Source organism: Armatimonas sp. (assembly GCF_043757465.1).
GTDB lineage: Bacteria > Armatimonadota > Armatimonadia > Armatimonadales > Armatimonadaceae > Armatimonas.
This window is the reverse complement of record NZ_JAYVPL010000118.1, coordinates 28684-50997: the sequence shown is the minus strand read 5'-3', so window position 1 is coordinate 50997 and position 22314 is coordinate 28684. Positions and strand designations below refer to the sequence as shown.

Sequence of the window (22314 nt, the reverse complement as noted above, 5' to 3'; positions counted from 1 at the left end):
TCGGGAGTGAGAGCGATGATATACTTTTTAGCGGGCATGGATGCCTCCTTCACCGCAAAGTATACCCATCCATGTAAGCTAACGAAGTGCGGCACTAGTACAGTTTCCCAAACAATAGGATCAGCAAAATCCCATCCCCTTTTTAAGGATTCTGGCAGGCATGGCAATGTCCCAATTGCCTTCAGAGTTTCAAGAGCATAACGACGACCACGGTAGTAGCTCTTCAAGTCACAAACGCCTGCATCAGGGAAATCTTCACGCAAGGGCACCAGAAGATGCGAACTCAAGTTGCCCAAAAATAAAGACAGCCCCACGGCGTTAGTCACTGAGGTTTGTCCAACACAGACAAAATCGCTCAGACCCCAGTGTTGCTTAGCATCGCGAAACTCAAACTCGATCTGGTAGCGAAGAGCGTAATAATCCACCAGAGCCGCCGCCTCTAAATCCAAATCGCTGCTAAATAAAACCACATGACCCACTCGGCCACTGGCAAGGTGCGTCTTGTGGATGACCACCACATTGAGCACCTCGGCAAAGTCCTTGTGGCGGCAGCGCATCTGGTACATCTTGGTGAGCATTCCCTCCTCGCTCTTGCTGGAAACCAACGACTCAGCGGGCAGTGACTCATAGTCCAGACGCCCTCCATACTTGCAACGAGGATGCTCTTGCTTGTATTTTTCATCGGGGAGCAGGTACAGATGCGCATTGTTGCGCATCTTGGAAATCAGGTGCAGCCCCAACTGGCGTGTCATCTGGTAGGCAGGATGGTTGCCAAAATGTCCATCTAAGACCAAATGGCGCAAAGCGATCTTCTTGCCCACGAGTGCCATGATTTGCTGTGCCCAGCCCAGGATACGCAAAAGTTCGGGGCTAAATGTCACCTGCTCTTTGTTTTTGTTCTTGCTGCCCTTGGGCCGTCCCGGCGATTTGGGTTGACTATTGGCTCCCTCTTTGTCTCTGGCTTTTTGTTTGCGTTGAGCGGCGAGCTTCGTGCGTTGGGCGGCCTCTTGTTTCTCTTGTTGTGTGCGCACGACTTGGTGAGCTACCAGGGTGTAGGCTTGCCGCTTTTGCACGTTGACCAGGGCAAAAGTAAAAAACGCGATTCCTGGCACGGGCTTTCCTGCCAGCGAGGAGAAGAATCGATCTAAGCCGAAAGTGGCCTTGCCTGCCTTCTTGACAACCGTCTCGTCTCCCACGAGCAGGTAGATATCTGAGGCAACATAGACCATCAGGATAAAAAAGAGCCACTTGACTTGTAGCCAGTCGATGTCGGTGTGGAAGAAGCGCTGCACACTTCGATAGCTTGCTCCTTTGCCTGCCCATCTTGCGATGCTGAGTTGGTTAATGCGTGCAGGCATCACCAGGATGGCTTGGACGATGCGAGCCAGTTGTCGAATCGTTGTTTTGGAGAGGGCAGGGTGAAGGCACAGAAGTAGCGATAGAATGTCGGGCATGGGCTTTTGGGTGTTTCCAGTTTTGGTTTAGTCACTTCAACTGTACTTCCAAAGCCCTATTTTGTTTTTTAGATCTCCGATATCCAGGCGGCCGCTACCCCGGCGAGGTCATCCGTTTTTGGCGAAGGTATTGTTTTGTTAAATTCGTATTAACGAATCGCGTCGGAGGTGATTCGAAACACAGTACTGAGGCTTTCTGGGGTTAGAGTTTGTTTGGGAGTGCCTTGTGAATGCACCTGCCCCTCGGAGAGAACGATCAGATGATCACACCAGTGCTGCGCCTGCTTGAGGTCATGGAGCACGACGATAATAGTCGCGCCGCTCTCACTACGTTGTTTTAGGAATGCCAGAAGGCGGTTCTGGTAGTACAGATCTAGGTGTGTGAGCGGCTCATCCAGCAGTAGCAGCGGTGTTTGTTGTGCTAGAGCCCGAGCAATTGCGACGCGTTGGCGCTCGCCTCCCGAGAGGCTCAAGAGCGAGCGTGTGGCCAGTGCAGTCAGCTCCAGTGTGTCTAGTGCTCCCTGAAGGCTACTCGGAGACGCCGCATGGAGCCCGACCAGCTCCTGCGTGGTGAAGGCGAAGGCGAAGACGGTGGTCTGTGGGAGATAGGCAATGTGCTGAGCCCGCTCTCGTGCCCGCCAAGTGGAGAGGTCTCTGTTGTCTCCCAGAGTGACACTGCCCTGTTGAGGGGGAAGCTCTCCGGCCAGGCAACGGAGCAGGGTTGTTTTCCCTGCACCGTTGGGGCCGATGATCCCAGTTAGCTTCCCTTTGGGGATTGCTACGGAAATCTGCTTGAGGATCGGGGCTACACTTAGCCCCTCAGTGCATAACTCCATCAGAAATGTTTCACGTGAAACACGCCCTAGAGAGGGCGGCGGGTGCTGAGAAGTCCTGAAATGGGATTGTTTGCCTGTTTCTGACTTGTCGGGGCGCTCGCTGTTGGGGCCGGGGGATCAAACCGGAGTAAGAGGCCCTCTAGCTCCTCTGTGGAAAAGAACTCTACCTCGATCTTGCCTTTTTCCTCGCTGCCCGTGAGGCGCACACGTGTGCCTAGAGCCGTCCGCAAACGATCTTCCAATGCTGTCCAGTCGGCGGAGGTTGTCTTGGTAGTGGCGGACGAAGCACCAGGGACTGGGGGAGCCATCATGCGCTCGACATCGCGTACGGTTAGTCCCTTGCCGACCGCCTGCCGAAAAACATCCTGCTGGCGCTTCTGGAACGCACCGTGGAGGCGGCTCTTGCGGTCGCCTAGGAGTGCCCGTGCATGTCCCTCAGTAAGAGCGCCTTTCTCGAGGCTCTCTTGGATAGGAGTCGGAAGTTCCAGGAGGCGCAGGGAGTTGGCGATTGCCGGGCGGCTCTTACCTACCCGCTGCCCCATCTCCTCCTGGGTCCAGCCAAAGTCATCCATGAGCCGCCGGAACGCCCGCGCGGTCTCCATAGGGCCTATGTCCTCACGAATGAGGTTCTCAATCAGGGCAAGGGCGAGCGTATCCTCATCGGAGAGCTCGCGAATGACGACCGGAACCTTGACGAGCCCCGCACGTAGGGCCGCTCGGTACCGACGCTCCCCTGCGACGATCTCATAGCCGCCCGCGATGCGAGGCCGCACCAAAATCGGCTGGAGAATGCCATTTGCCCGAATAGAGTTGGCGAGCTCCTCCAGAGCGCCCTCGTCGAAGTGCGTTCGTGGCTGATTCGGATTGGCATGGAGGCTTGCGATTTGGATTTCCTGCCCCGCGGCACTCAACGGGAGACCTCCCTCGTGCCCCACCCCTAATACATTAGCGGCGCCGCCACCAACGGGAATCAGATCGGCTAGACCCCTCCCCAGCACCCGTTTTCCGCTCGACATGCGCTATCAACTCCTTTGCTATACTTTCATAGGCCAACGCTCCCTTAGATTTGGGATCGTAGACCGAGATGGGCTGCCCAAAGCTTGGTGCTTCAGAAAGCTTGACGTTACGAGGGACGACATTGGGTGAGACAGTATCTCCAAAGTAGGATTTAACTTCCTGCATCACCTGATTGGCAAGATTCGTCCGGCCATCAAAGAGTGTCAGTACCACGCGCCCTATCTCCAGCTCAGGGTTGAGCCCCCGTCGGACGCGGTCAATGATCTCTAGGAGCTGGGTGATTCCCTCTAGTGCGAAGTACTCACACTGAAGGGGGATGATTACCTGGTCTGCTGCGGTGAGTGTATTGACGGTGATCATTCCCAGCGAGGGAGGGGAGTCAATGAGAATATAATCGTACTCATCCGCTACCTCGGCAAGCGCCTTCTTAAGAATAAACTCACGCTCGGCCCGGCTTGCGATTTCAAGATCCGCTCCGGCGAGATTAATCGTCGCAGGGATGAGATCCAAGTTTGCGATCGCCGTCTTGCGGCGAGTCTCTGCAATCGTGTCCCCCTGCACCAGGATCGTGTAGGCATCCTTTTCTACCTGAGCGCGATCAATACCCACTCCGCTGGTGGCATTGCCCTGAGGGTCGGTGTCCACCAGTAGGACACGCCGCTCCCGGGCGATATAGGCAGCCAGATTGATCGCCGTGGTGGTTTTGCCGACCCCACCTTTTTGGTTTACAACGGCCCAAACAAGCGCCATAACACGTTGTCTCCTCCGGTGCACAGCATACCACACGTCGGCGCATGCATCACAATGTTTCACGTGAAACAAAACAGCCCAACAGAGAGGGCCTCTCTGCCGGGCTGCTCCTCGGTGTTCTTTCGGGCTGTAGGGTCTAGCGCATTCGATCCGCGAGAGCGCGACGTACCATCATTTCAGCGATCTGTTCACCACTCACGTGGTACGTCCCTGACTCAATACGCTCTTTCAGACTGGCAACAATCTGTTCCCGTATGTCCGGTACTTGGGCTAGTGTCTCGCCTATCATCTTCATATCCCGCGATTCCAAAGCAGAAACCACACTTTCTCCGATGGGGACGACACTTTCGGTGACCATCCGCCCCTCCTCTTGCTTTGTCTGCGTCCCGCCGTACTGGGCGATCCGCCGTAGCTCCTCATTTGAGATTCTCATCTTTTGCCTCGCTGTTTGATTAAAAATCCTAAGCGCGGCAGCCCGGCGGCCAAAAGTCTTGTCTCCAAAACTCAAAAGGCCCGTAGCTTTGCGTCACGCCCTTTCGGAGCGTTTTGCCCTTGCACCTAAATTATCGTACCACAACTGTCCCAGGAGCAGATTCCTGCTCGGAAATAATGAAAATACAGCATTTGCTGAAAGGTATTTCTACGAGGCGACTTCCTCGCAGAGAACTTCTGCTCTGCTCTGTACTGTCACAACCACCTGATTTCTTGCACATTTAAGGCCACAGTGGTATACTTCGTGAAAATTCGCACAAAGTTAGGCCACGCGTGTCTGCACTTACTGATCCGCAAAACCAGAACAAGCTTACTCTCACAGGCTTTCTTCCCCCAACGGGCTCTTTTGAACGGGAGCCTGGCGTCACCGCTATTCGCGTCGAGAATCACATGGCCCTCGTGAGTGTCCGCTTTTCCGAAGACATCACCCAAAACCGTCTGCGTCTACTTCAAGTTCTCGCTGAAGCGCGGGTGCCTGTTAATCAAGTTAAGCTTCTGCCAGAGGGCCTTTGTTTCGTCATTAGCGAAAACCATGCCAGTATGTGTCGAAGCCTCCTAAGCCAGGAAAAAGGTGAAGTGAGTGTTCTGGAGAACATGGCGCTCATCAATACCATTGCGGGAGCCATGCGCGACCTCTCGGGCGTGATCGCGCAAATCTGCGAGGCACTTCTGGGGGCCGCGATTCCCAATCGCCAGGTAGGCGATGCGTATGATGCAGTCTTGTGCCTGGTGCCTTCCGACGATGCCCCCCGTGCGGTCGCTGCACTGCGGGAACAGTTTCAGCTCCGTGACGAGGCGGTGACATGAAGATATTGGTGCAGAAGTTCGGGGGGACCTCGGTTGCAACCGATGAAGCCCGGCAAAAGGCGGCCAGTAAGGTCATCCGCGCTGTGCAGGCGGGTTGGCATGTCGTCGTGGTCGTCAGTGCGATTGGTCGCGCCGGAGCACCGTACGCCACGGACACGCTCATACAGACCCTCAAAGACGTTGACGCTGCTGTCCCACCCGCGCCCCGTGAATTAGACATGATGATGGCCTGCGGTGAGATCATCTCCACGGTCGTGCTTGCGCACACCCTGCGCGTCGCAGGGCTCGATACCATTGCGCTCACGGGCTTGCAGGCGGGAATCCTCACGGACTACCAGTTTGGCAATGCCCGTATTCTCTCGATTGATCCGCGCTATATTGTTGAGATGCTTGGCCAAGGCAAGGTGGTACTAGTCGCGGGTTTTCAGGGCGGCACAGAGCGCGGAGCGATCACTACTCTTGGGCGTGGCGGCTCCGATACCACGGCTGCGGCGCTGGGGGCGGCTCTCAAACCCCATGCACAGCAGATCGAAGTGGAGATCTACACGGATGTCAACGGAGTCAAGACCGCTGATCCACGGCATGTGCCCGCAGCGCGCACCCTCGTGCAAGCCACCTACGATGAAGTCGCTGAGATGGCCCATCAGGGGGCAAAAGTCGTCCACCCCCGTGCTGCCGAGATTGCGGGCATTCATGGGGTTCCGCTCCGGGTGAGGAACACCTTCGACGAGGAGCTAGGCACACTGATCACCGCGGATTCCTCCGCGGGCCAAGCACGCTTCACGGGTGTTACTCATACCGGAAAGCTCGTCTACCTGCGCTTCCCCCTCCCGCTGGATAGCCCCGAGGCGGATAGGGCGCGTGTCGAAGTGGAAGTCTATCGGCTACTGGAGCGCGAGAAGATCGCGGTACACCTGACGAGTGCCAGCGATGCGGATTTTGCGTTTGCTGTGGAGCGCACGCACTTGCCTCGCCTGAAAGAGCTGCTAGATGGGCTGGTGTTGCCTGTACAACTCGGAGTGGTGCGTCGCCAGCCTCCGTTTGGGACAATCTATCTTCTTGGAATCGGCCCCAAAGGCAAAGGTTTTACCGCACAGAAGGGTCTGCTTGAGGGAGCGCGCGCCTATATCGCACTCGGCCACGTCCAGGCTGAGGTGATTGAGAACTGTACCATGGTCTCCGTGATCGCCTCCGGCCTGGAAGACATTCCCGGTGTCGTTTTTCGCACCCTGGGGACGCTGGATGCCATTGGGGTTCCTGTCTATCAGATGGCGGACTCGCGCCACTCGATCTCCGCCCTCATTCCCGAGGCGGATGCACAAAAAGCCACGCGTGCTCTGCACGAGGAGTTCGGGCTCGGGTGGGAGAAGTGAGCCGAAAAATGGGAAAAGTGAGCGATACTCTCAAAAAACAACAAGAACCTCTGGAGCCAGAGCTGCCCGCCTTGCCCCGCCTGCCGGAGCCGCCGACAGTTGTTTATCAGAGGCCAAAGGCTGCCGAAGACCCTGCGGAGCGCTTTCTCAAGAGCCGGGGAATAGGGAGCAAAGACGCAGGGAGTATGGGAAAGGCGATGGGGATTGGCACCGCACTGGTGGGTTCGATCATGGGTGGGCTCGTCGTGGGTTGGCTCCTGGATACGTATCTCATCAAGTCCACGACTCCCTATGGGCTGATAGGTGGGTTCTTATTAGGTACCGTCTCGGGTTTTGTGAATCTGGTCAAGATGGCAAACAGCCTGAATGAGTGATGAGTTCCTATGGATGAGACGCGTGATTACTTAAGAAAGACCCTACGGGCTACCAGCATTCTGGCGGCGTGCGCTTCGATGTGCCTGGCAAACTTCGGTATCTCCTGGGCGATTGTGCCCCTGCTGGCAGGATTGGCGCTTGCTGTGGTACTCTTGCTCGGCTGGTGGGGCTTTCTAGGCTCGCTGATTACTCTGGCGCAGGCCATTGAGGAAAAAAATGCGCGGCAACGGAGAGTAACACAGCGATTTTTCTTGCTGGCTCTGGTAAAATACCCGCTGGTCGGGTGGGTGATCTGGTGGTTGACAGGCCATTGGGGTACCAAAGAGCTGGCGGTGTTTGTCGCAGGGTTCGGATTCCTGACACTGGTGATCGCTTTGCGGGCCGTGGGCAAGATGCTCACGGAGCACGGCGAGGTTAAAAAATAATGAGTGTGATGAAACGAGTGGGAGCGAGTCTGGGAGCCGTGGCGCTAAGTGCGACACTGGCTTGGGCACAGGAGCATGGCGCGGAGGGTGCCGAGGGCGCGGCGCAGGGTGGGCACGCGGAAAAGAGCCTTCTCGCCGAGCACGATGCAATCTACTACAGCCTGATCGGGACCCTGGTGGGGATCGGAATTATTCTGTTTTGCAAGACCCGCATCACCACTCTCTCTTTACGTAGCCCTAGCCGTGGGCAGCTGCTCATTGAGCAGGCCGTGGCCTCGATGCAGCACTTCTGCAAGGGAGCTATCGGCGCGGGCGGCGAGAAGTTTACCGCGTTCGTCGGGACGCTGTTTGCCTACGTCCTCTGCTCGAACCTTTGTGGCGTGCTCCCGTTCTACATCAACTTACCCGCACACGCTTCGATGCCCATGTCGCTGACGCCTGCGCCCAGCGCCAACCTCTCGATGACACTCGCCCTTGGGATCATCGTCTTCTTTGTCTTTAACATTGTGGGAATCAAGGCCAACGGGGCGGGCCCCTACTTTAAGCACTTTGCGGGGCCGATCTGGTGGCTGGCATGGCTGATCTTCCCGATTGAGATTATCGGGGTTCTGGTGCGACCTCTCTCGCTCGGGATGCGACTTTTTGGTAACGTCTTCGGGGAAGAGACGGTGATTGCATTCTTGGTCGGGACTTCTATGGCCACCTTTATTGTCCCCTTGCACACCCCGATGCTCGCGCTTGGGGTTTTCGGTTCGGTGATACAGGCGGGGGTCTTTGCGATCCTGACCTGTTCCTATATCGCTCTGGCAATCGGTGACCACGGTCACGATGAGCACGCGCACGAAGCGGCGCACGCGCACTAGCGCCTGTGCAGGCTATTCTATTGGAGGAAAATAAACAATGATCTATTTTGGTCTTCTGGGTCTGGGTTTGGCGATCGGGCTTCCGATCGCGGTAATTGGTGCAGGTATGGGTCAGGGCCGTGCCGCCGCCGCCGCGCTTGAGGGCGCCGCTCGGCAGCCGGAGATGGCCGGTAAGCTGCAGACGATGATGATTATCGCTCTGGCGATTATCGAGTCGCTCGTCATCTATGCGCTTGTGATGTTCTTCATCCTGATGGGCAAGCTCCCTTCGGTTGATGCAGAGACTGTCAAAGCGGCTCTGTTGGCGGGTAAATAGTCCGCTCTCACCACGAAAACGTATAGGAAAACTCATGGGCAATATCCTGGGTGAGCTCAATATCAACCCGGTGCTGATCCTGGTCAACATTATCGGTTTCGGGGTGCTGTTCCTGCTCGCCAAAAATATGGTCTTCACGCCCATCGGCAAGGTTCTTACCGAGCGCGATCTGGAGATCTCTAGCGGCTACGACCGGCTTGATGCCGATCAGCGGGAGATGCAGCGCCTCAAGGGCGACTACGAGACCCGGCTGGAGCAAATTGAGGGCGAGGCGCGCGAGAAGATCTCCTCTGCTATCAAAGAGGCGCAGGCTACCCGTGACAAGATCGTGAGTGATGCCACTGTGCAAGCTCGAGAGATTGTCGCTAAGGCCGAGGCCGATGCAGAGCGGGAGCGCGAGCAGGCAATGATTACGCTACGTCAGCAGATCGTGGATCTGGCACTCGGTGCAACCACCAAGGTTGTCGGCGAGAGCCTGGATGCGGATCGTCACGGCAGGCTGATTGATGAGTACATCGCCAAGGGTGTCCCCAGTATCAGTGCTGGTGTGGCGGAGGCGTAATGCGCGACGAGTCTGTCTCCCGGCGCTACGCCGCCGCGGTGTTCAACCAGTCCAAAGCGGCTGGGACGCTGAAAGAAACGGCTGCTGACCTGGCAGTGGTGTCTGACATGCTTGTGGCTAACAAAGCACTCGCGGGCATGATCGCGCATCCACTGGTTACCCAGAGTCGCAAGAAAACCGTCCTCAATGCAGCGTTCTCCGACAAAGTCTCGGTGGCCACGATGGGGTTCTTGAACCTACTGGCGGATAAGCGGCGCATGGGCCTGCTTGGCGATGCCAAGCGGGAGTTCGATGAGCTTCTGCGGGCGTACAGTAACATTGTCGCGGCAACCGCCACCACCGCCGTTCCTCTCAGCGCGGCACAGCTCGTGGCTCTGGAGAAGGCTCTGGAGCAGCGCACGGGCAAGGACATTGAGCTGACCACGAGTGTTGATCCGAGCCTGATGGGCGGAATTCTTGTGCGAATCGGTGACACGGTGCTGGATGGCACGGTCAAAGGCAAGCTGGATCGCCTGCGCGAGCAGCTTCTCACCAAAAAGTAAAACGGAAATATTATGGCAGTAAGACCCGATGAAGTCACCAGCATCCTAGAGCGAGAGCTGGCAAGTTATCAGAGCGGGGTCGAGGAAGTCGGCGTCGGTACCGTCCTACAAGTCGGTGATGGCGTCGCTCGTATCTACGGCCTGAGTGATGTCGCTGTGGCGGAGCTTCTGGAGTTCCCCGGCGGCGTTATGGGAATGGCGCTCAACCTGGAAGAGGATAATGTCGGCGCGATTATCTTAGGCAATGCCGAGGGAATCCGCGAAGGCGATATCGTCAAGCGCACCGGACGCATTATCGAGGTGCCGGTGGGCGAGGGGCTCGTGGGCCGCGTCGTCAACGCCCTCGGTCATCCCATTGATGATGGAGGCCCGATTGTGGCCGCCGAGCAGCGCCTTCTTGAGATCAAAGCTCCCGGCGTCGTGGACCGTCAGCCGGTTAAAGAGCCGATGTACACGGGTATCAAGGCTATTGACTCGATGCTCGCCATTGGCCGTGGGCAGCGTGAGCTGATTATCGGCGACCGCCAGACCGGCAAGACCGCGATTGCGATTGATACGATCATCAACCAGAAGGGGCAGGATGTTTTCTGCTTCTATGTCGCGATCGGGCAGAAAGCCTCGACCGTGCGTATGGTGGTGGAGGCTCTGCGTGCCAATGGCGCGATGGAGTACACCACGGTGATCGCCGCGACCGCATCCGATCCCGCGTCTCTCCAGTATCTCTCGCCCTACGCCGGTTGTGCGATGGCGGAGTACTTTCGAGACTCCGGTCGCCACGCCTTGATTATCTACGATGATCTCTCCAAGCAGGCCGTGGCCTACCGCCAGGTCTCGCTGCTCCTGCGCCGTCCGCCGGGCCGCGAAGCCTACCCGGGCGACGTCTTCTATCTCCACTCCCGGCTTTTAGAGCGTGCGTCCAAGCTCTCCGATGCTAAGGGGGGGGGCTCGCTAACGGCTCTGCCGATCATCGAGACCCAGGCGGGCGATGTCTCCGCGTATATCCCTACCAACGTGATCTCCATCACCGACGGCCAGATTTTCTTGCAGACCGACCTCTTCAACTCGGGGGTTCGCCCGGCCATTGACGTGGGTGTCTCGGTGAGCCGCGTGGGTGGCTCGGCGCAGATCAAGGCGATGAAGGACAAGAAAGTCGGCGGGCGCATCAAGCTGGAGCTGGCACAGTACCGTGAGGTGCAGGCCTTCGCTCAGTTCGCCTCGGACTTGGATAAAGCGACCCAGCACCAGCTCTCTCGCGGCCAGCGCCTCGTGGAGCTGCTGAAGCAAGACCAGTACGCCCCGATGCGTGTCGAGTGGCAGATCATCTCGATCTACTCGGCCACCTCGGGCGCTCTGGACGACCTGCCGGTGGAGTCCGTCCGCAAGTTCGAGAAAGAGTTCCTGGCTTACATCGCGGACAAGTACCCCGATGTTCCGGTTAAGATCGCCGAGACCAAAGCTTTCTCTCAGGACATCGAGGACAACCTCAACCGCGCTCTGGGCGAGTTCAAGGCCATCTTCAAGCCGTCGTAAAAAACAAGAGCCCCCCGCTTCCCATGATAAGGAAGCGGGGGGCTTTTTTAGTTTTTTTACTTGGCGCGGAATTCTTTCATCTCGGCTTTGTCCATGTTCTCTTTGGTCATGAGCACGACTCCGGTATCAATCTTCTTCTCGACCTTCTCGCCTTTTTTCGCGGCGACCAGGGCTTTCACGGACTCATAGCCCATCTTGAAGGGGTTTTGAATCACGACGGAGTCAATGGTGCCGTCGGTGATGGATTTTTCGATCTCGGTGGTGTTGTCAAACGCGATGATCTTGACCTTGCCCTTGAGACCCTTGGCTTCCACAGCTTTGAGCGCCCCAATCGCGCAGGGCTCGCAGGAGCCGAAGATGCCGACAGTGTCCGGGTTGGCCGAGAGCGCATCTTGGGAGACATTGAGCGACTTATTGCGATCCGACTCGCCGTAGTTGGAGCGCACGACCTTGATGCCGGGGAACTCTTTTTTCATGACCGCCTCAAAGCCGGACTCACGGTCCATTGTGGAGGCGGAGTTGGCCGCATTGGGCACCATGATCACCGTGCCCTTGCCGCCGACGATCTTACCCATCTGGCGCGCCGCGATCTCGCCGCTCTTGAGGTTATCCGTGGCGATAAAGCTGACGTACTGATCGTCGGCCACATCAGCGGCGGAGTCGAAGATCACGAGCGGGACTTTGGCTTCGTGGACTTTCTTGATCACCCCGACAAGCGCCGCTTTATCGAGGGGCGCAAGCGCGATCCCATCCACTTTGGCGGTCATCTGGTTCTCGACAACCCCGATCTGCTGGGCGGTATCGGTCTCTTTCTGAGCACCGACCCACTTGATGGTCGCGCCCATTTCGCCGCCCGCCTTCTCCGCGCCCGCCTTCACAGACTGCCAGAAGACATGGGTCATGCCCTTGGGAATCACGGCGAAGGTGAGCGTGTTTCCGCCTGCTGGAGCGGGTGCCCCTGTACTCTTGTCATTGGGGGTGCCGCCTGTGTCGGCGGGTTTATTGTCGCAGCCCGCTAGCAGTAGCAGTGCCAGAGCGGACAGAGAGAAAAGCGCCGTGCGGCGCGTGGTTACAATACGCATGGAAAACCTCCAGTGGAACTTCACGTGGCTGTCCATTCGCCACGCGGGGGCATTTTTCCTCCGTAATTGCGCCGAAGGAAGGCGCACGATAGAATTGCCAGTAAATGTGTGGACACGTCACTCATCAATTGGGTATGGGAACCCTAGGGCAATATACCGAGTATAGAGTTGGCGTGAACAAATCATCAGGAGTGTCTTTCTTGAATCGCAATCGTATTTTATGTTTTTCTGCCCTCGCAGCAACCGCGTTGCTCGCGAGCGGCTGTGGCGAGAAACCGTTTGTCAAGGTCAACGGTCAGATCATCACCAAGGATGAGTACATCAGTGCTCTGGAGCAGACCCTCGCGGTGGCAGGTCCTAATGGAACCGTCCCCGTGCCCGCAGGTCGTCTGGTGCTGGAGCAGCTTATCGGGCGCAAGATTATTCTGGCCGAAGCCGCGACTCAGGGAGTTGTCCCCAGTGACGACGATGTGAACAAAGCATTCCGCTACCGTAAGGACATGCTGGAGCAGAGCCAGCCTGGTAAGAGCTTCGAGGAAGAGCTTCAGAAGCAAGGAACGACCGCTGAGGCTTTCAAAGACAACCTGCGCGCCGAGCTCGCCGAAGTGGCGGTTCTGATTAAGAAACTCGGTGTGGGTGATGACAAGGTGCGGGCGTACTACAACGAGCACCGCGATGAGTTTGGTCTGCCCGCCCGTGTCCAGCTCCGTCTGATTCTGGTTGGCCCCAACACGCCACAGTTCGCGGACGCTCAGAAAAAGCTCGCGAACCCGAAGAACTTCACGGAAAAGACAGCCCGGGAGCTCAATATTATCCCGCAACTGAAGGCGACAGGCGGGCTTCAGGTTCTGGCGACCCAAGCGCTTCCACCCAATGTCGCTCCCAAGATCCAGCAAGCCGCTTTAGGAACCGTGATCGGCCCCGTGGACTGGGCGCTTCAGGGCGGAGCGGCCAAGGCATGGATTAAAGTGGAGAAGAAACTGCCGCAGTACAATGTTCCCTTTGAGGAAGCGGCCCCGGTGGCACGGCAGCGGGTTATCTTGCAGCTTCAGTCTACCAACGACCCGAAGTTCAACCAGATTCGTAGTGAGATTATCCAGAAGAAGTTTGCCGCCACCGTGGAGAGCACGAGCCCAGTTCACGAGACGATCTGGAAGGCAGTCAAGAAAAGTGCCCAGGATGCCGGACTCGACAAGGCACCCGTCGCGGCTCCAGGTGCTGTCGGTGGTGTCCCACCCGCCGCGCCGAGTGCTCCGGGTAAAGGCGTCCCCACTCCTGAGCCGAGTGTTCCCGGCAAGGGTGTTCCCAAGCCAGGCGCTGCGGTTCCTAAGTAGGTCGGATGATCTATCTTGTGGGCCTGGGGCCGGGGAGTGCGGAAGCGCTCCCTCCCCGGGCCTTTTCTTTGCTAACGGGTGGCTTGCCCGTTTTGCTGCGTACCGAGCGCCATCCGGTTCTCCAGAGCGAACCGCTTGCCAGCGCACTCGCCGCCTGCCCGGTCACAGCGCTCGACGATGAGTACGAGCACGGGGCGTCTTTCTCAGATACCTACGATGCGATTGTCGCACGGGTGCTACGGATGCACGCTGCGCACGGGGAGCTTGTCTATGCCGTGCCGGGGCATCCGCTGATCGGGGAGACAACCGTTGCGCGGCTTCTGGCACTGACACGGCGGCAAGGGATTCCTACCCAAGTTGTGGGGGCTCCGTCGTTTGTGGATGCCTGCCTGGAGGCTGTTGGCGAGGCCGTGACGGGGGATCTTCATGTGGTGGATGCCCTGCTCCTCGATCCGGAAGCGCCTATGCCGCCTGCGGCCTTGCGGACGGGTGGCCCGATCCTGCTCTACCAAGTACACAGCCGCGCCGCCGCCAGCAATGCTAAGCTAGCACTGAGCCGTGCGGGCTATCCCGATGAGTTCCGGGTCACGGTCGTGCACGCTGCGGGCATTGTGGGCACTGAGCAGCAGGCCACCATTCCTCTCTACGAGCTGGATCGAAGCGCCCACCAGAGCCTCATTGACCACCTCACAACCGTGTGGGTACCCGAGCTCGCCGAAGCCCAGCGGCTGCAAGACTTTGACAAGTTGCTTGGCATCATCGCCCGGCTGCGTGACCCCGAGGGCGGCTGTCCCTGGGATCTGAAGCAGACCCATACCAGCCTGCGCCGCTATGTCCTCGAAGAGGCCTACGAGGTCGCGGAGGCGCTGGATAAAGACGATCCCGAAGCGCTTTGTGAGGAGCTGGGGGATCTTCTGCTCCAAGTTCTGCTCCATGGGCAGATTGCCCGCGAGACGGGCGACTTCGACTCCGGCGATATCTGTGCAACCCTCTGCGAGAAGCTTATCCGGCGCCATCCTCATGTGTTTGGCGAGGCGCAGGCAGGCGATGCGGACGCTGTCCTGGCACAGTGGAACGCCATTAAGGCCACGGAAAAAGGCAAGGAACCTAAAGATTCCATCCTGGCGGGGATCACGAGTAGCCTCCCGGCGCTCTCTCTGGCACTGGAGACGAGCAAGCGGGTGGTCGCGGTCGGCTTCGAGTGGCCTGATGTTGACCAGGTCTTCGAGAAAGTAGTGGAGGAGCTGGCGGAGCTGCGGGTCGAGCTGGCTGCGGGCGAGACGGAGCGGAGCGCGGAGGAGCTGGGCGATGTGCTCTTTACGCTGGTGAATGTGGGGCGTAAGATCGGGGTAGATGCCGAGGAGGCGCTCCGGGGGCAGGTGTCACGTTTCTCGCGACGCTGGCGTTATATCGAGGAGGCAGCGTGTGCCCAGGGTCAGCGTGTGCAGGAGCTGACGCTTGCTCAGCAGGAAGCGCTCTGGCAAGAGGCTAAGCGCTCCGAAAAAGGAGCTTAGCACGTGGCGAAAGGTAAATAGAATGCAACGAGGAGTCAGTCAGAAAGTCACCACGGATAGAAGCCAGTATCCCTCTCAGCGTGCAGTGGAGATCACGGGGTATCTCTTCAATGACGGGGCCGCTCCGATTTTCTTTACCATCGGGACACGCTTCGAGTTCGAGATGCGGGTTCGGGAGAGCCGCAGCCGCAAAGTTGTCTGGACCTGGTCAAAAAACAAGGTCGGGCCCCCTACCGAGACGGTTCGGGTGGAGCCGGGGCAGTGGCGTGAGCACCGTGAGATCTGGGATCGGCGCGATGACAGCGGAAAGCGGGTTCCTGCGGGCACCTATGAGATTGAGCTGACGCATCTGCCTTTTACCGCGCCCGTGACGACGCAAGTTTATTTGATGGATCGTGAGCTACCCGGAGGTGATCCCGACCCCGTGCCGCCCCCTATCCGTGTCCGTCCGCCGCAGCCGGGGGGAGGGCGTCTGCAAGCCACGATTCAGGCCGACCGAAGCCGTGTCCGTGCGGGGGAGAACGTCCGCCTTACCTACACCGTCACCAACACGGGTGCCCTGCCCGTTGCTTTGGACTTTTCCTCGGGGCGCCAGTACGACATGGAAGTGCGCCGTCGCCCTGAGCCCAACGCCCGCTATGCCGCAGGGGCACTGACTGTCTGGCAGCTCTCACGGGGGCGCTCCTATAGCATGGCACTCACGCGGATCGCGCTGGCACCAGGGGAGAGAAAACTCTTCACGGAGACCTGGGCGGTGCCGGGCAAGCTCCCTGCGGGGAGCTACGATCTGGTGGGGTATCTGCCGATTATGGGGGGCACCAACACCGCCGAGGCCCTGGGAACTCTGACGGTTTTTTGATCGCTACTCGCGGCCCTGCTGGACAATAGCCTTGGCAGCTTGGAGTGCCAGCAGGTACGACATTGCTCCAAAACCGACTATCTGGCCCACGGTGACGGGGGCCACCACGGAGGTGCGCCGGTACTCGTCGCGTGCTTGGACATTGGAGAGGTGCACTTCAATGGCGGGGAGCCGCACCGCCTTGAGCGCGTCGGCGATGGCGTAGGAGTAGTGGGTATAGGCTCCCGGGTTAATCACAATGGCATCCGCCCAGTCCGCCGCGTCGTGGATGGCGTCAATGAGGACGCCTTCATGGTTGCTCTGAAGCGCCTTCAGTTCGATACCCATCTCTTTGGCGTAGTCGCGAACCCGTTTGTTCAGCTCCTCAAAAGTCATGGTGCCGTAGACATCCGGCTCGCGCTGCCCGAGTAAGTTGAGGTTGGGGCCATTGAGCAAAAGAACGCGGAGATTACCAGAGGGAGTGAGCTGCATGTCGGTGGTTCCTTAAAGTTAAGTTATTTCCCTTGCGCGGCGGGAGCGGGTTCCTTCAGATCCTCGGGGCGCAGGTCGGCAAACCCCTGCGTGAGGGGGAAATGATGCCCTGATGTGCAGTACAGACCACTGCCGTCCGCCTCCAGGCTCAAGGGCGATTTCGAAGCGCAGACGGGGCAGCGAAGCAATGCAAGAAGCTCGGGCGAGGCAATCACGCTAAATTGTACCAGATCGGGAACATCCGTTCTTGTTGCATCGTCAACCCAGTCAAGAGTATAATGCCTGAAGCAGGCCAAAGGTGAGTCTGTGTGGAATATAGAGGATAGAAGTTATGACATCCAATCTGCGAGTTCGTAAAGTTCGTGCGGGTTTCACTTTGGTGGAGCTGCTAGTCGTGATCGCCATTATCGCGATTCTGGCGGGCATCCTCTTCCCGGTGGCCGCAACGGTACAGGAGAGTGCACGTCGTGGAGCCACGATGTCGGGTTTGATGAAGATTCACCAAGCCGTCTCCGCCTACGAGCTGGACAACCGCGAGTACCCTGAGTTTCTCTTTGGCCCCGCGATCTGCCGCGCCAATGGCCTCCCCGATCCGGCCTGCTCGGATTTCTACACGATGAAAGAGACGGCGGCGCTGGTCACGGGGCGCTACCGCTCGGTAGACCCGGAGTACATCGCTTCGCGCAATGCCCGCAAGATCTTCTCCAAATCGCTCTATCCTGAGTACATCCGGGATCTGGATACCTTTGAGTCCAAGAACAACGTCGTCCGTACCCCCAATAACCGGGTCGGGCTGGCATCGCGCTACAGCTTCTTGAACGGAAATACCTACTTACCTCGGACGGTGGCCTCCAACCCCGCCTTCGCGCCCCAGCAGATTCCCTTCTACGCCTACGACGCGTTCGATACGAGCCCGCTCGTGACGAATGTGATCAATGGGGCGATTGATAATAATGCTCTCGTGGCGCGCTACTCCCGGCAGTGGATGGGGGTTGTAGACAACGCGACCCTTGATGGCCTGACACCTGCGGCGCTCCAGACCTACCAGCGTCAGCTTCTGTGGGCGCGGCCTCCGGCTGAGACTGTGACCACAATGACGACACACCATGTGCCCAAGGGCAAGGTTCTTGTGCTCTGGCAGAGCGGAACCGCCAAGGTGCTGGATGTGCGCAAGCTGGCAGCACTCCCGGTGAATCCCCTGGGTGATGTCGCGTTCTGGCAGCTCACAAACTAAGTGAGGGGGAACAATCTCCCCTCACAATAGGTCGTAAAGGAGCCTGTGCGCAGCTTGCGGCAGGCTCTCCCAGTCAAAATAGAGACGTAAAGAATAAAGCGTAGCAATGAAGACAAGAGTAGTGATGGAAAGAATAAACAAGCGAGTTTGGCGAGCCTCCTCCCTGGTTGAGGTGCTGGTGGTTCTGGTCATCCTACTGATCGGAGTCTTCTCGGTGGTGCGGATCTTCCCCATTGGCTTTACCTACCTGCGCAACAATGAGAGCCGCATGCGGAGCACCCGCTTGGCCCACGCGCTGATGGAGAAAGTCCAGAACGAGGCGGCAAACCTGCCCGAGGCACTCTGCTATTCTTACTTCACGGGAGTCTCAGGAAGCCTGGTTCGTCAGTTTGTTCTGGATGAGGATCCTGATGATCTCTCCGGTGATCCCGCCAACCCCTACTACAAAGATGTCAATAAGTTTCGCTTCGTGGTGGGAGAGCCGGTCAAGATTGGCCTGCCTACCCCGACAGCCATGGCGACGGGTTCGATCTATATCGCCAAGTTCGGGCCGATCTACATGGATCGCGCCATCACACTAGACCCTGCCTACCCTCAGACTGCCGCCGAGCAAAACTACAGCAAGCTTTTTCTTGCGGTCAACAGTGCTCCACTAAATGTGACTTACGGCTTCAAGCAAGCGGATCCTAATCTCTACCGGGGACGGCTAACGGGGCCGCAGAACTGCGTAATTGACACTAACGAGGATGAAAACGGTGGGGCCTGGATTCTCTTTTATCCCTCAGCTCGGAATCGCACTTTTAAGATACGCTACAGCAAGCTGGTGAACGATCACGACGATAACGATGTCAACCCGCTCGATGATGTGGTGGCAATGACTGTGGAGCGTACCGTCCCCGCGAATGCTTTCACTTGGCTGCCTATTCCTGGGGTGCTGAGCGATGACACCATTCAGACAGGGAGCGAAGTGGTTACCCGTGAGTTTGACCGCTTGCCGCTGACCGGACCAACAAAAGACTGGGATCCTGAGGATCCGTATCAGTTTAAGATCATCTCGTCCAATATTGACGCAGCAAGTACCACTAGTGTGGCTAACCTGGGCATCGTCGCCTTCAACCCCGCCGGTGCGCGCTTTGTGAATAACGGACAGGACCCGTTCAAGGCCTATCTGGACTACGCCGCGCTGGACTGGCATATCATTCACGATGACCGCGATGTGCCCGCCGTGATTCCCGGTGCTGATGGTGAGGTGCCGTTTCGCACCACGCTGACCCGGCTCAAGTCACTGGACTACATCAACCCCGACAATACGTTCTATGAGGGAATCTTCCCCGGCGGCGACACCAACCCGCTGCTCAACACCGATATTCTGATTGTGCGCCTGGACACGGGAGGAATCCTAAACCAAGCACAGAACGGGCGACCCGGCGACTACGGCTTGCTGAAGGCGGGCGATCCCGCCAATAGCGCGGCCAATCAGGACTACTGGGCCAATACCGACCCCAAGACGGGGTCTTACTCCACGGGGACGTTTTATATCAACAACAGCAAAGTCCCGGCTGGCACCCCTATCCGGATTTTCTACAAGGCGCAGGGCGAGTGGGCCGTATCGCTGAACAAGGCGATGGCAACCTACCGGGAAACAAACGCTTCCTGGCTAGCGACGCTCACCAATGTCAGCCTGGATGCCAGCGACCCCGCGCAAGATCGCTTTGTGGATGCGTCGCTGCCCGATAAGTTCTGGCGTGCAACTGCCGGGGGAGTGGGGGCACTCTACTTCGCCCGTACCGAGCTCAATAAATCTGTCGTGGCGACGCTCCAGGCGCGGGCAACTCCCACGTCACCTTGGAAGCGGACGCAGCCCCTTCAGATTGTGGTTGACACACCAGATACCGTGACCGCAGGAGCCAACACAGTGCGTGTGAGCTATGCCGATGTTTCCAAGCACCTGAAACGACTGGGCTGGGACGGTGCGCACGATAACTGGCGGGTTGTGACCAATATCAAGGGCGTGAGCGCCAAGAGCCGTGTGATCTGGAAAGATAGCCTGGAGAAGAACTCGCCGTGGCGCATTCAGGATCTGGATACCTACCTGACCCAGGGCACTCTTCAGTAAGTCGAGAGCGAAAGATGAGACCGATGCAGCATAGTTTTGCCAAAATCATTCGGAAGCAACGGGGCTTCACCATGACGGAGCTTCTGGTGGTGATTGCCATCACGGGAATTCTGTTGGGCCTGCTTTTTGTCCCGATTATCCAGGGCTTCAACCTGACTCGCAAGGCGTCGAACCAGATTCAGGCTTCGACCCAGGCGCGTAATGGCATCAACAATGTCGCTCGTGAGATCGCTCAGGCCGTTTTTGTTCTGGACAATACCAGTGCGCCTGTCAATTTTCCCCTCTCATTTGCAGTGAATGTGAACTCTGCGAGTACGCCTACCCCGGTTGCGACCTGGGGTAATGGAGCGGTCGTTTACTCCGCTCGCGTTCTCTACACGAAGATTGATTTTATTCCCTCGGGACGTCTCGGGGGCACCGGGGCAAAAGATCCGACGACCGGAGACACTCTGGGTGGCTCGCCCGTGCGCTTCCCACTTGCTCCTGGAACCCGGATGGTGCGCTACTTTATCGGGCTGAAGGACAATACCAGGCCCTACCAGAATATCTACCAGCGACGTACCCACAGCCCCTCAACGGCGAGTGTATCGGGAGCAACCGAGTACCCCTTTGATCGGGACAGTAACCTGAATCCCTTTGTGCTCTACCGCGCGGAGTTCGATCCCAATGATCCCAAGCTCTTCAACCTGACGAACTACAGTAGCGCAGTGGATGATAATGGGGGCTTCAATGATCCCAACTTTTTCTACAACTATAATGTTGCTTCCAATGGCCAGGCCTACGCGGCGAACTGGAAGGCGATCGCAACCGCCGTGGTGGATGGCCCCAATCAGGATGTGATTAGCTGGGTCAAGGACGACTCCGGGGATATAGCGATTGCCAGCCCCTTCCGCCCGCTGATCTCTTTTGGCCCCGGTTCTGTGGTCGGCGATACGGCGACTCCGGGATTCTTGACGGCGGCAGCGGCGGAGGTGCCCAATGCGGTGCCGACTGTCTATAATACGCAGCAAGGACACTGGAGCCTTCCGGCGACGCTGACTTTCTACCGGGCGGCGAACCGAGAGACGAAGCGAGCGACGGATCCAAATGCCATGGCTGAGTTTGGTGCGCTGAAAGTTTCTATTGATGGTGAAGTGCAGCCTGATGGCACACTGCGTCCTCATGTTCATATTGATGTCGCCGATCCGATGGGCAACCAGGGGAGCCTTCAGCATTCGGCGACACAGCTCTACTGTGCACGGATTGCTAGCACCAACGAGATCTTTGTCAAGACCCCGAACCTGACGTTCCTGGTGAACCTGGAGCGGGGGACGGTTCAGACGGGCTTTCCGCCTCTGGCCGGAGACGACACGGGCGCACCCCTGATCCGACGACTACTTGCCAATGGTACTCTCGCCCCCCCGAGCCCGATGATGCCAGCGGGAAGCTTTGACACTGCCTACCCCGATGTGAACCTTGGCGAGCTGGTGGAAACTCTGTACCGCTCCAACACCCGGGACCCAAGGGCCGACGACCCCTTCCTCTCACCGCCCTTTCCTACTAACCAGGGCATTGCGGCGATTGATGTCTGGGACAGAACCACTCGGCGTTATTTCCTGGCCGATGGCTCCGACGTGACTGCGGGAGCGGCACCACTGACGGGCTTAACCACGCGCTTGCGGATTGATCAGAATGGCTCCTCCGCATCGCCGCTGCATATCTTTGGCAATGTGAGTAACTTAGGGGTGCTTCAGCCCGGGGGCGGCTTGTTGATCGCAGCGGGAACCGAGCGCGTCATGGGCCCCGATTTGAGTGTGACTCCGGGAGGCAACCCGCTAGGACTGGTCGCGTACTACCGTGCGCCCGCCGCGATCTCGTCCGTGGTCAAGAAGGCATCGCTGGTGACAGAGAACCTTGCGGATCCGAACTCACGCAAGCGCTGGACCCCGATCACGGGGCAGCGAACCTATCTCTTTGACCAGGATACCCAGACAAATATCACAACGAATCTTCCGATGGCTATCCTGCGCTTCGACAATCCGGGAGGGCCGGGTCTGCCCTCGCGGGCCTTCACCGACACGGCCCCGAGTCCGGACAATCAGAGCGCCTTGGCCCCAGCGGTGCGTGAGCAGGAAGTGCAGATAACCTATCTCTGGCAAAACAATTTTTCCCGGCGCGATGGCAAGCCGGTGGATGCACAGGGCAATGTGATTGGGGACAAGGCCATTATCGCCCCGGAGCCTGATGTGGTGAAGGCGGACTACTCCACCCGGGATATGCTGACGGTCAATGTCGGCGTGATGATCTACGACTCCAATACACACCAGCCCAGCTCCATTAGCCTGACGGATAAAGTTCGAGTGAATAACACCATACGGTAACG

The 22314-nt window shown here is 58.0% G+C and carries 23 protein-coding genes and 1 riboswitch; of the genes, 15 read left to right on the top strand and 8 right to left on the bottom strand.

The annotated features are described in order from the left end of the window. The 5 genes from ACH2ED_RS15930 to ACH2ED_RS15910 form a co-directional block, all read right to left on the bottom strand. A partial coding sequence (locus ACH2ED_RS15930) for a transposase (RefSeq protein WP_395093158.1) occupies window positions 1-1454 on the bottom strand: 1454 nt, incomplete at its 3' end. Between the two features lie 149 nt (window positions 1455-1603). After that, window positions 1604-2290, bottom strand: coding sequence for an ABC transporter ATP-binding protein (locus ACH2ED_RS15925; protein WP_395093155.1), 687 nt, complete (start codon window positions 2288-2290; stop codon window positions 1604-1606). A 26-nt stretch (window positions 2291-2316) separates the two neighbouring features. Next, window positions 2317-3306, bottom strand: coding sequence for a ParB/RepB/Spo0J family partition protein (locus tag ACH2ED_RS15920; protein WP_395093153.1), 990 nt, complete (start codon window positions 3304-3306; stop codon window positions 2317-2319). Next, the gene (locus tag ACH2ED_RS15915; protein WP_395093151.1) at window positions 3236-4057 is read right to left on the bottom strand and encodes a ParA family protein; all 822 of its coding nucleotides are present in this window, start codon (window positions 4055-4057) and stop codon (window positions 3236-3238) included. The genes ACH2ED_RS15920 and ACH2ED_RS15915 overlap by 71 nt, the downstream gene beginning before the upstream one ends. Before the next feature lie 136 nt (window positions 4058-4193). After that, on the bottom strand, window positions 4194-4490 hold the full coding sequence (locus ACH2ED_RS15910; protein WP_395093148.1) for a flagellar biosynthesis anti-sigma factor FlgM: 297 nt from the start codon (window positions 4488-4490) through the stop codon (window positions 4194-4196). A 33-nt stretch (window positions 4491-4523) separates the two neighbouring features. Then, window positions 4524-4618, bottom strand: a riboswitch (cyclic di-GMP riboswitch). 204 nt (window positions 4619-4822) lie between these two features. Between ACH2ED_RS15910 and ACH2ED_RS15905 the strand changes: the two genes are divergently transcribed. From ACH2ED_RS15905 to atpA, 9 genes are read left to right on the top strand one after another with little or no spacing between them, the layout of a single operon-like run. Beyond that, window positions 4823-5356: an ACT domain-containing protein gene (locus tag ACH2ED_RS15905; protein WP_395093146.1), complete on the top strand. Its 534-nt coding sequence runs from the start codon at window positions 4823-4825 to the stop codon at window positions 5354-5356. After that, window positions 5353-6729: an aspartate kinase gene (locus ACH2ED_RS15900; RefSeq protein WP_395093142.1), complete on the top strand. Its 1377-nt coding sequence runs from the start codon at window positions 5353-5355 to the stop codon at window positions 6727-6729. The genes ACH2ED_RS15905 and ACH2ED_RS15900 overlap by 4 nt, the downstream gene beginning before the upstream one ends. Then, window positions 6726-7103, top strand: coding sequence for an AtpZ/AtpI family protein (locus ACH2ED_RS15895; protein WP_395093140.1), 378 nt, complete (start codon window positions 6726-6728; stop codon window positions 7101-7103). Before ACH2ED_RS15900 ends, ACH2ED_RS15895 begins: the two co-directional genes overlap by 4 nt. Before the next feature lie 9 nt (window positions 7104-7112). Then, window positions 7113-7529, top strand: coding sequence for a hypothetical protein (locus ACH2ED_RS15890; RefSeq protein ID WP_395093138.1), 417 nt, complete (start codon window positions 7113-7115; stop codon window positions 7527-7529). 8 nt (window positions 7530-7537) lie between these two features. Then, on the top strand, window positions 7538-8392 hold the full coding sequence (atpB, locus tag ACH2ED_RS15885) for a F0F1 ATP synthase subunit A (protein WP_395093136.1): 855 nt from the start codon (window positions 7538-7540) through the stop codon (window positions 8390-8392). A 37-nt stretch (window positions 8393-8429) separates the two neighbouring features. Further along, entirely contained in the window at window positions 8430-8708 is a 279-nt protein-coding gene (gene atpE / locus ACH2ED_RS15880) for an ATP synthase F0 subunit C (RefSeq protein WP_309693889.1), read from the top strand. 34 nt (window positions 8709-8742) lie between these two features. Further along, the gene (gene atpF / locus ACH2ED_RS15875) at window positions 8743-9270 is read left to right on the top strand and encodes a F0F1 ATP synthase subunit B (RefSeq protein ID WP_395093133.1); all 528 of its coding nucleotides are present in this window, start codon (window positions 8743-8745) and stop codon (window positions 9268-9270) included. Beyond that, window positions 9270-9812 (top strand): ATP synthase F1 subunit delta, encoded by a 543-nt coding sequence (gene atpH, locus ACH2ED_RS15870; RefSeq protein ID WP_395093131.1) that lies wholly within the window; start codon window positions 9270-9272, stop codon window positions 9810-9812. The genes atpF and atpH overlap by 1 nt, the downstream gene beginning before the upstream one ends. Before the next feature lie 12 nt (window positions 9813-9824). After that, window positions 9825-11342 (top strand): F0F1 ATP synthase subunit alpha, encoded by a 1518-nt coding sequence (atpA, locus tag ACH2ED_RS15865; RefSeq protein ID WP_395093128.1) that lies wholly within the window; start codon window positions 9825-9827, stop codon window positions 11340-11342. A 56-nt stretch (window positions 11343-11398) separates the two neighbouring features. Here the strand turns inward: atpA and ACH2ED_RS15860 are convergent, their stop codons facing one another. After that, window positions 11399-12424, bottom strand: coding sequence for a substrate-binding domain-containing protein (locus ACH2ED_RS15860; protein WP_395093125.1), 1026 nt, complete (start codon window positions 12422-12424; stop codon window positions 11399-11401). A 200-nt stretch (window positions 12425-12624) separates the two neighbouring features. Here ACH2ED_RS15860 and ACH2ED_RS15855 point away from each other — a divergent pair, with 200 nt between their 5' ends. From ACH2ED_RS15855 to ACH2ED_RS15845, 3 genes are read left to right on the top strand one after another with little or no spacing between them, the layout of a single operon-like run. Next, window positions 12625-13758 carry a peptidyl-prolyl cis-trans isomerase gene (locus ACH2ED_RS15855; protein ID WP_395093122.1) on the top strand — a complete coding sequence of 378 codons (1134 nt, stop codon included), beginning with the start codon at window positions 12625-12627 and terminating at the stop codon, window positions 13756-13758. Window positions 13759-13763: 5 nt separating this feature from the next. After that, window positions 13764-15272 carry a nucleoside triphosphate pyrophosphohydrolase gene (gene mazG, locus ACH2ED_RS15850; protein WP_395093119.1) on the top strand — a complete coding sequence of 503 codons (1509 nt, stop codon included), beginning with the start codon at window positions 13764-13766 and terminating at the stop codon, window positions 15270-15272. Window positions 15273-15294: 22 nt separating this feature from the next. Then, window positions 15295-16131, top strand: coding sequence for a BsuPI-related putative proteinase inhibitor (locus tag ACH2ED_RS15845; RefSeq protein ID WP_395093116.1), 837 nt, complete (start codon window positions 15295-15297; stop codon window positions 16129-16131). A 3-nt stretch (window positions 16132-16134) separates the two neighbouring features. Here the strand turns inward: ACH2ED_RS15845 and aroQ are convergent, their stop codons facing one another. Further along, window positions 16135-16602 (bottom strand): type II 3-dehydroquinate dehydratase, encoded by a 468-nt coding sequence (gene aroQ, locus ACH2ED_RS15840; protein ID WP_395093113.1) that lies wholly within the window; start codon window positions 16600-16602, stop codon window positions 16135-16137. Window positions 16603-16625: 23 nt separating this feature from the next. Continuing rightward, entirely contained in the window at window positions 16626-16817 is a 192-nt protein-coding gene (locus ACH2ED_RS15835; RefSeq protein WP_395093110.1) for a Trm112 family protein, read from the bottom strand. 116 nt (window positions 16818-16933) lie between these two features. Here ACH2ED_RS15835 and ACH2ED_RS15830 point away from each other — a divergent pair, with 116 nt between their 5' ends. The 3 genes from ACH2ED_RS15830 to ACH2ED_RS15820 all read left to right on the top strand — a co-directional run bounded on the left by ACH2ED_RS15830 (window position 16934) and on the right by ACH2ED_RS15820 (window position 22312). Further along, entirely contained in the window at window positions 16934-17836 is a 903-nt protein-coding gene (locus tag ACH2ED_RS15830; protein ID WP_395093107.1) for a prepilin-type N-terminal cleavage/methylation domain-containing protein, read from the top strand. Between the two features lie 106 nt (window positions 17837-17942). Further along, on the top strand, window positions 17943-19952 hold the full coding sequence (locus ACH2ED_RS15825; RefSeq protein WP_395093104.1) for a hypothetical protein: 2010 nt from the start codon (window positions 17943-17945) through the stop codon (window positions 19950-19952). A 23-nt stretch (window positions 19953-19975) separates the two neighbouring features. Beyond that, window positions 19976-22312 (top strand): type II secretion system protein, encoded by a 2337-nt coding sequence (locus ACH2ED_RS15820; protein ID WP_395093101.1) that lies wholly within the window; start codon window positions 19976-19978, stop codon window positions 22310-22312. Window positions 22313-22314 lie beyond the last annotated feature (2 nt).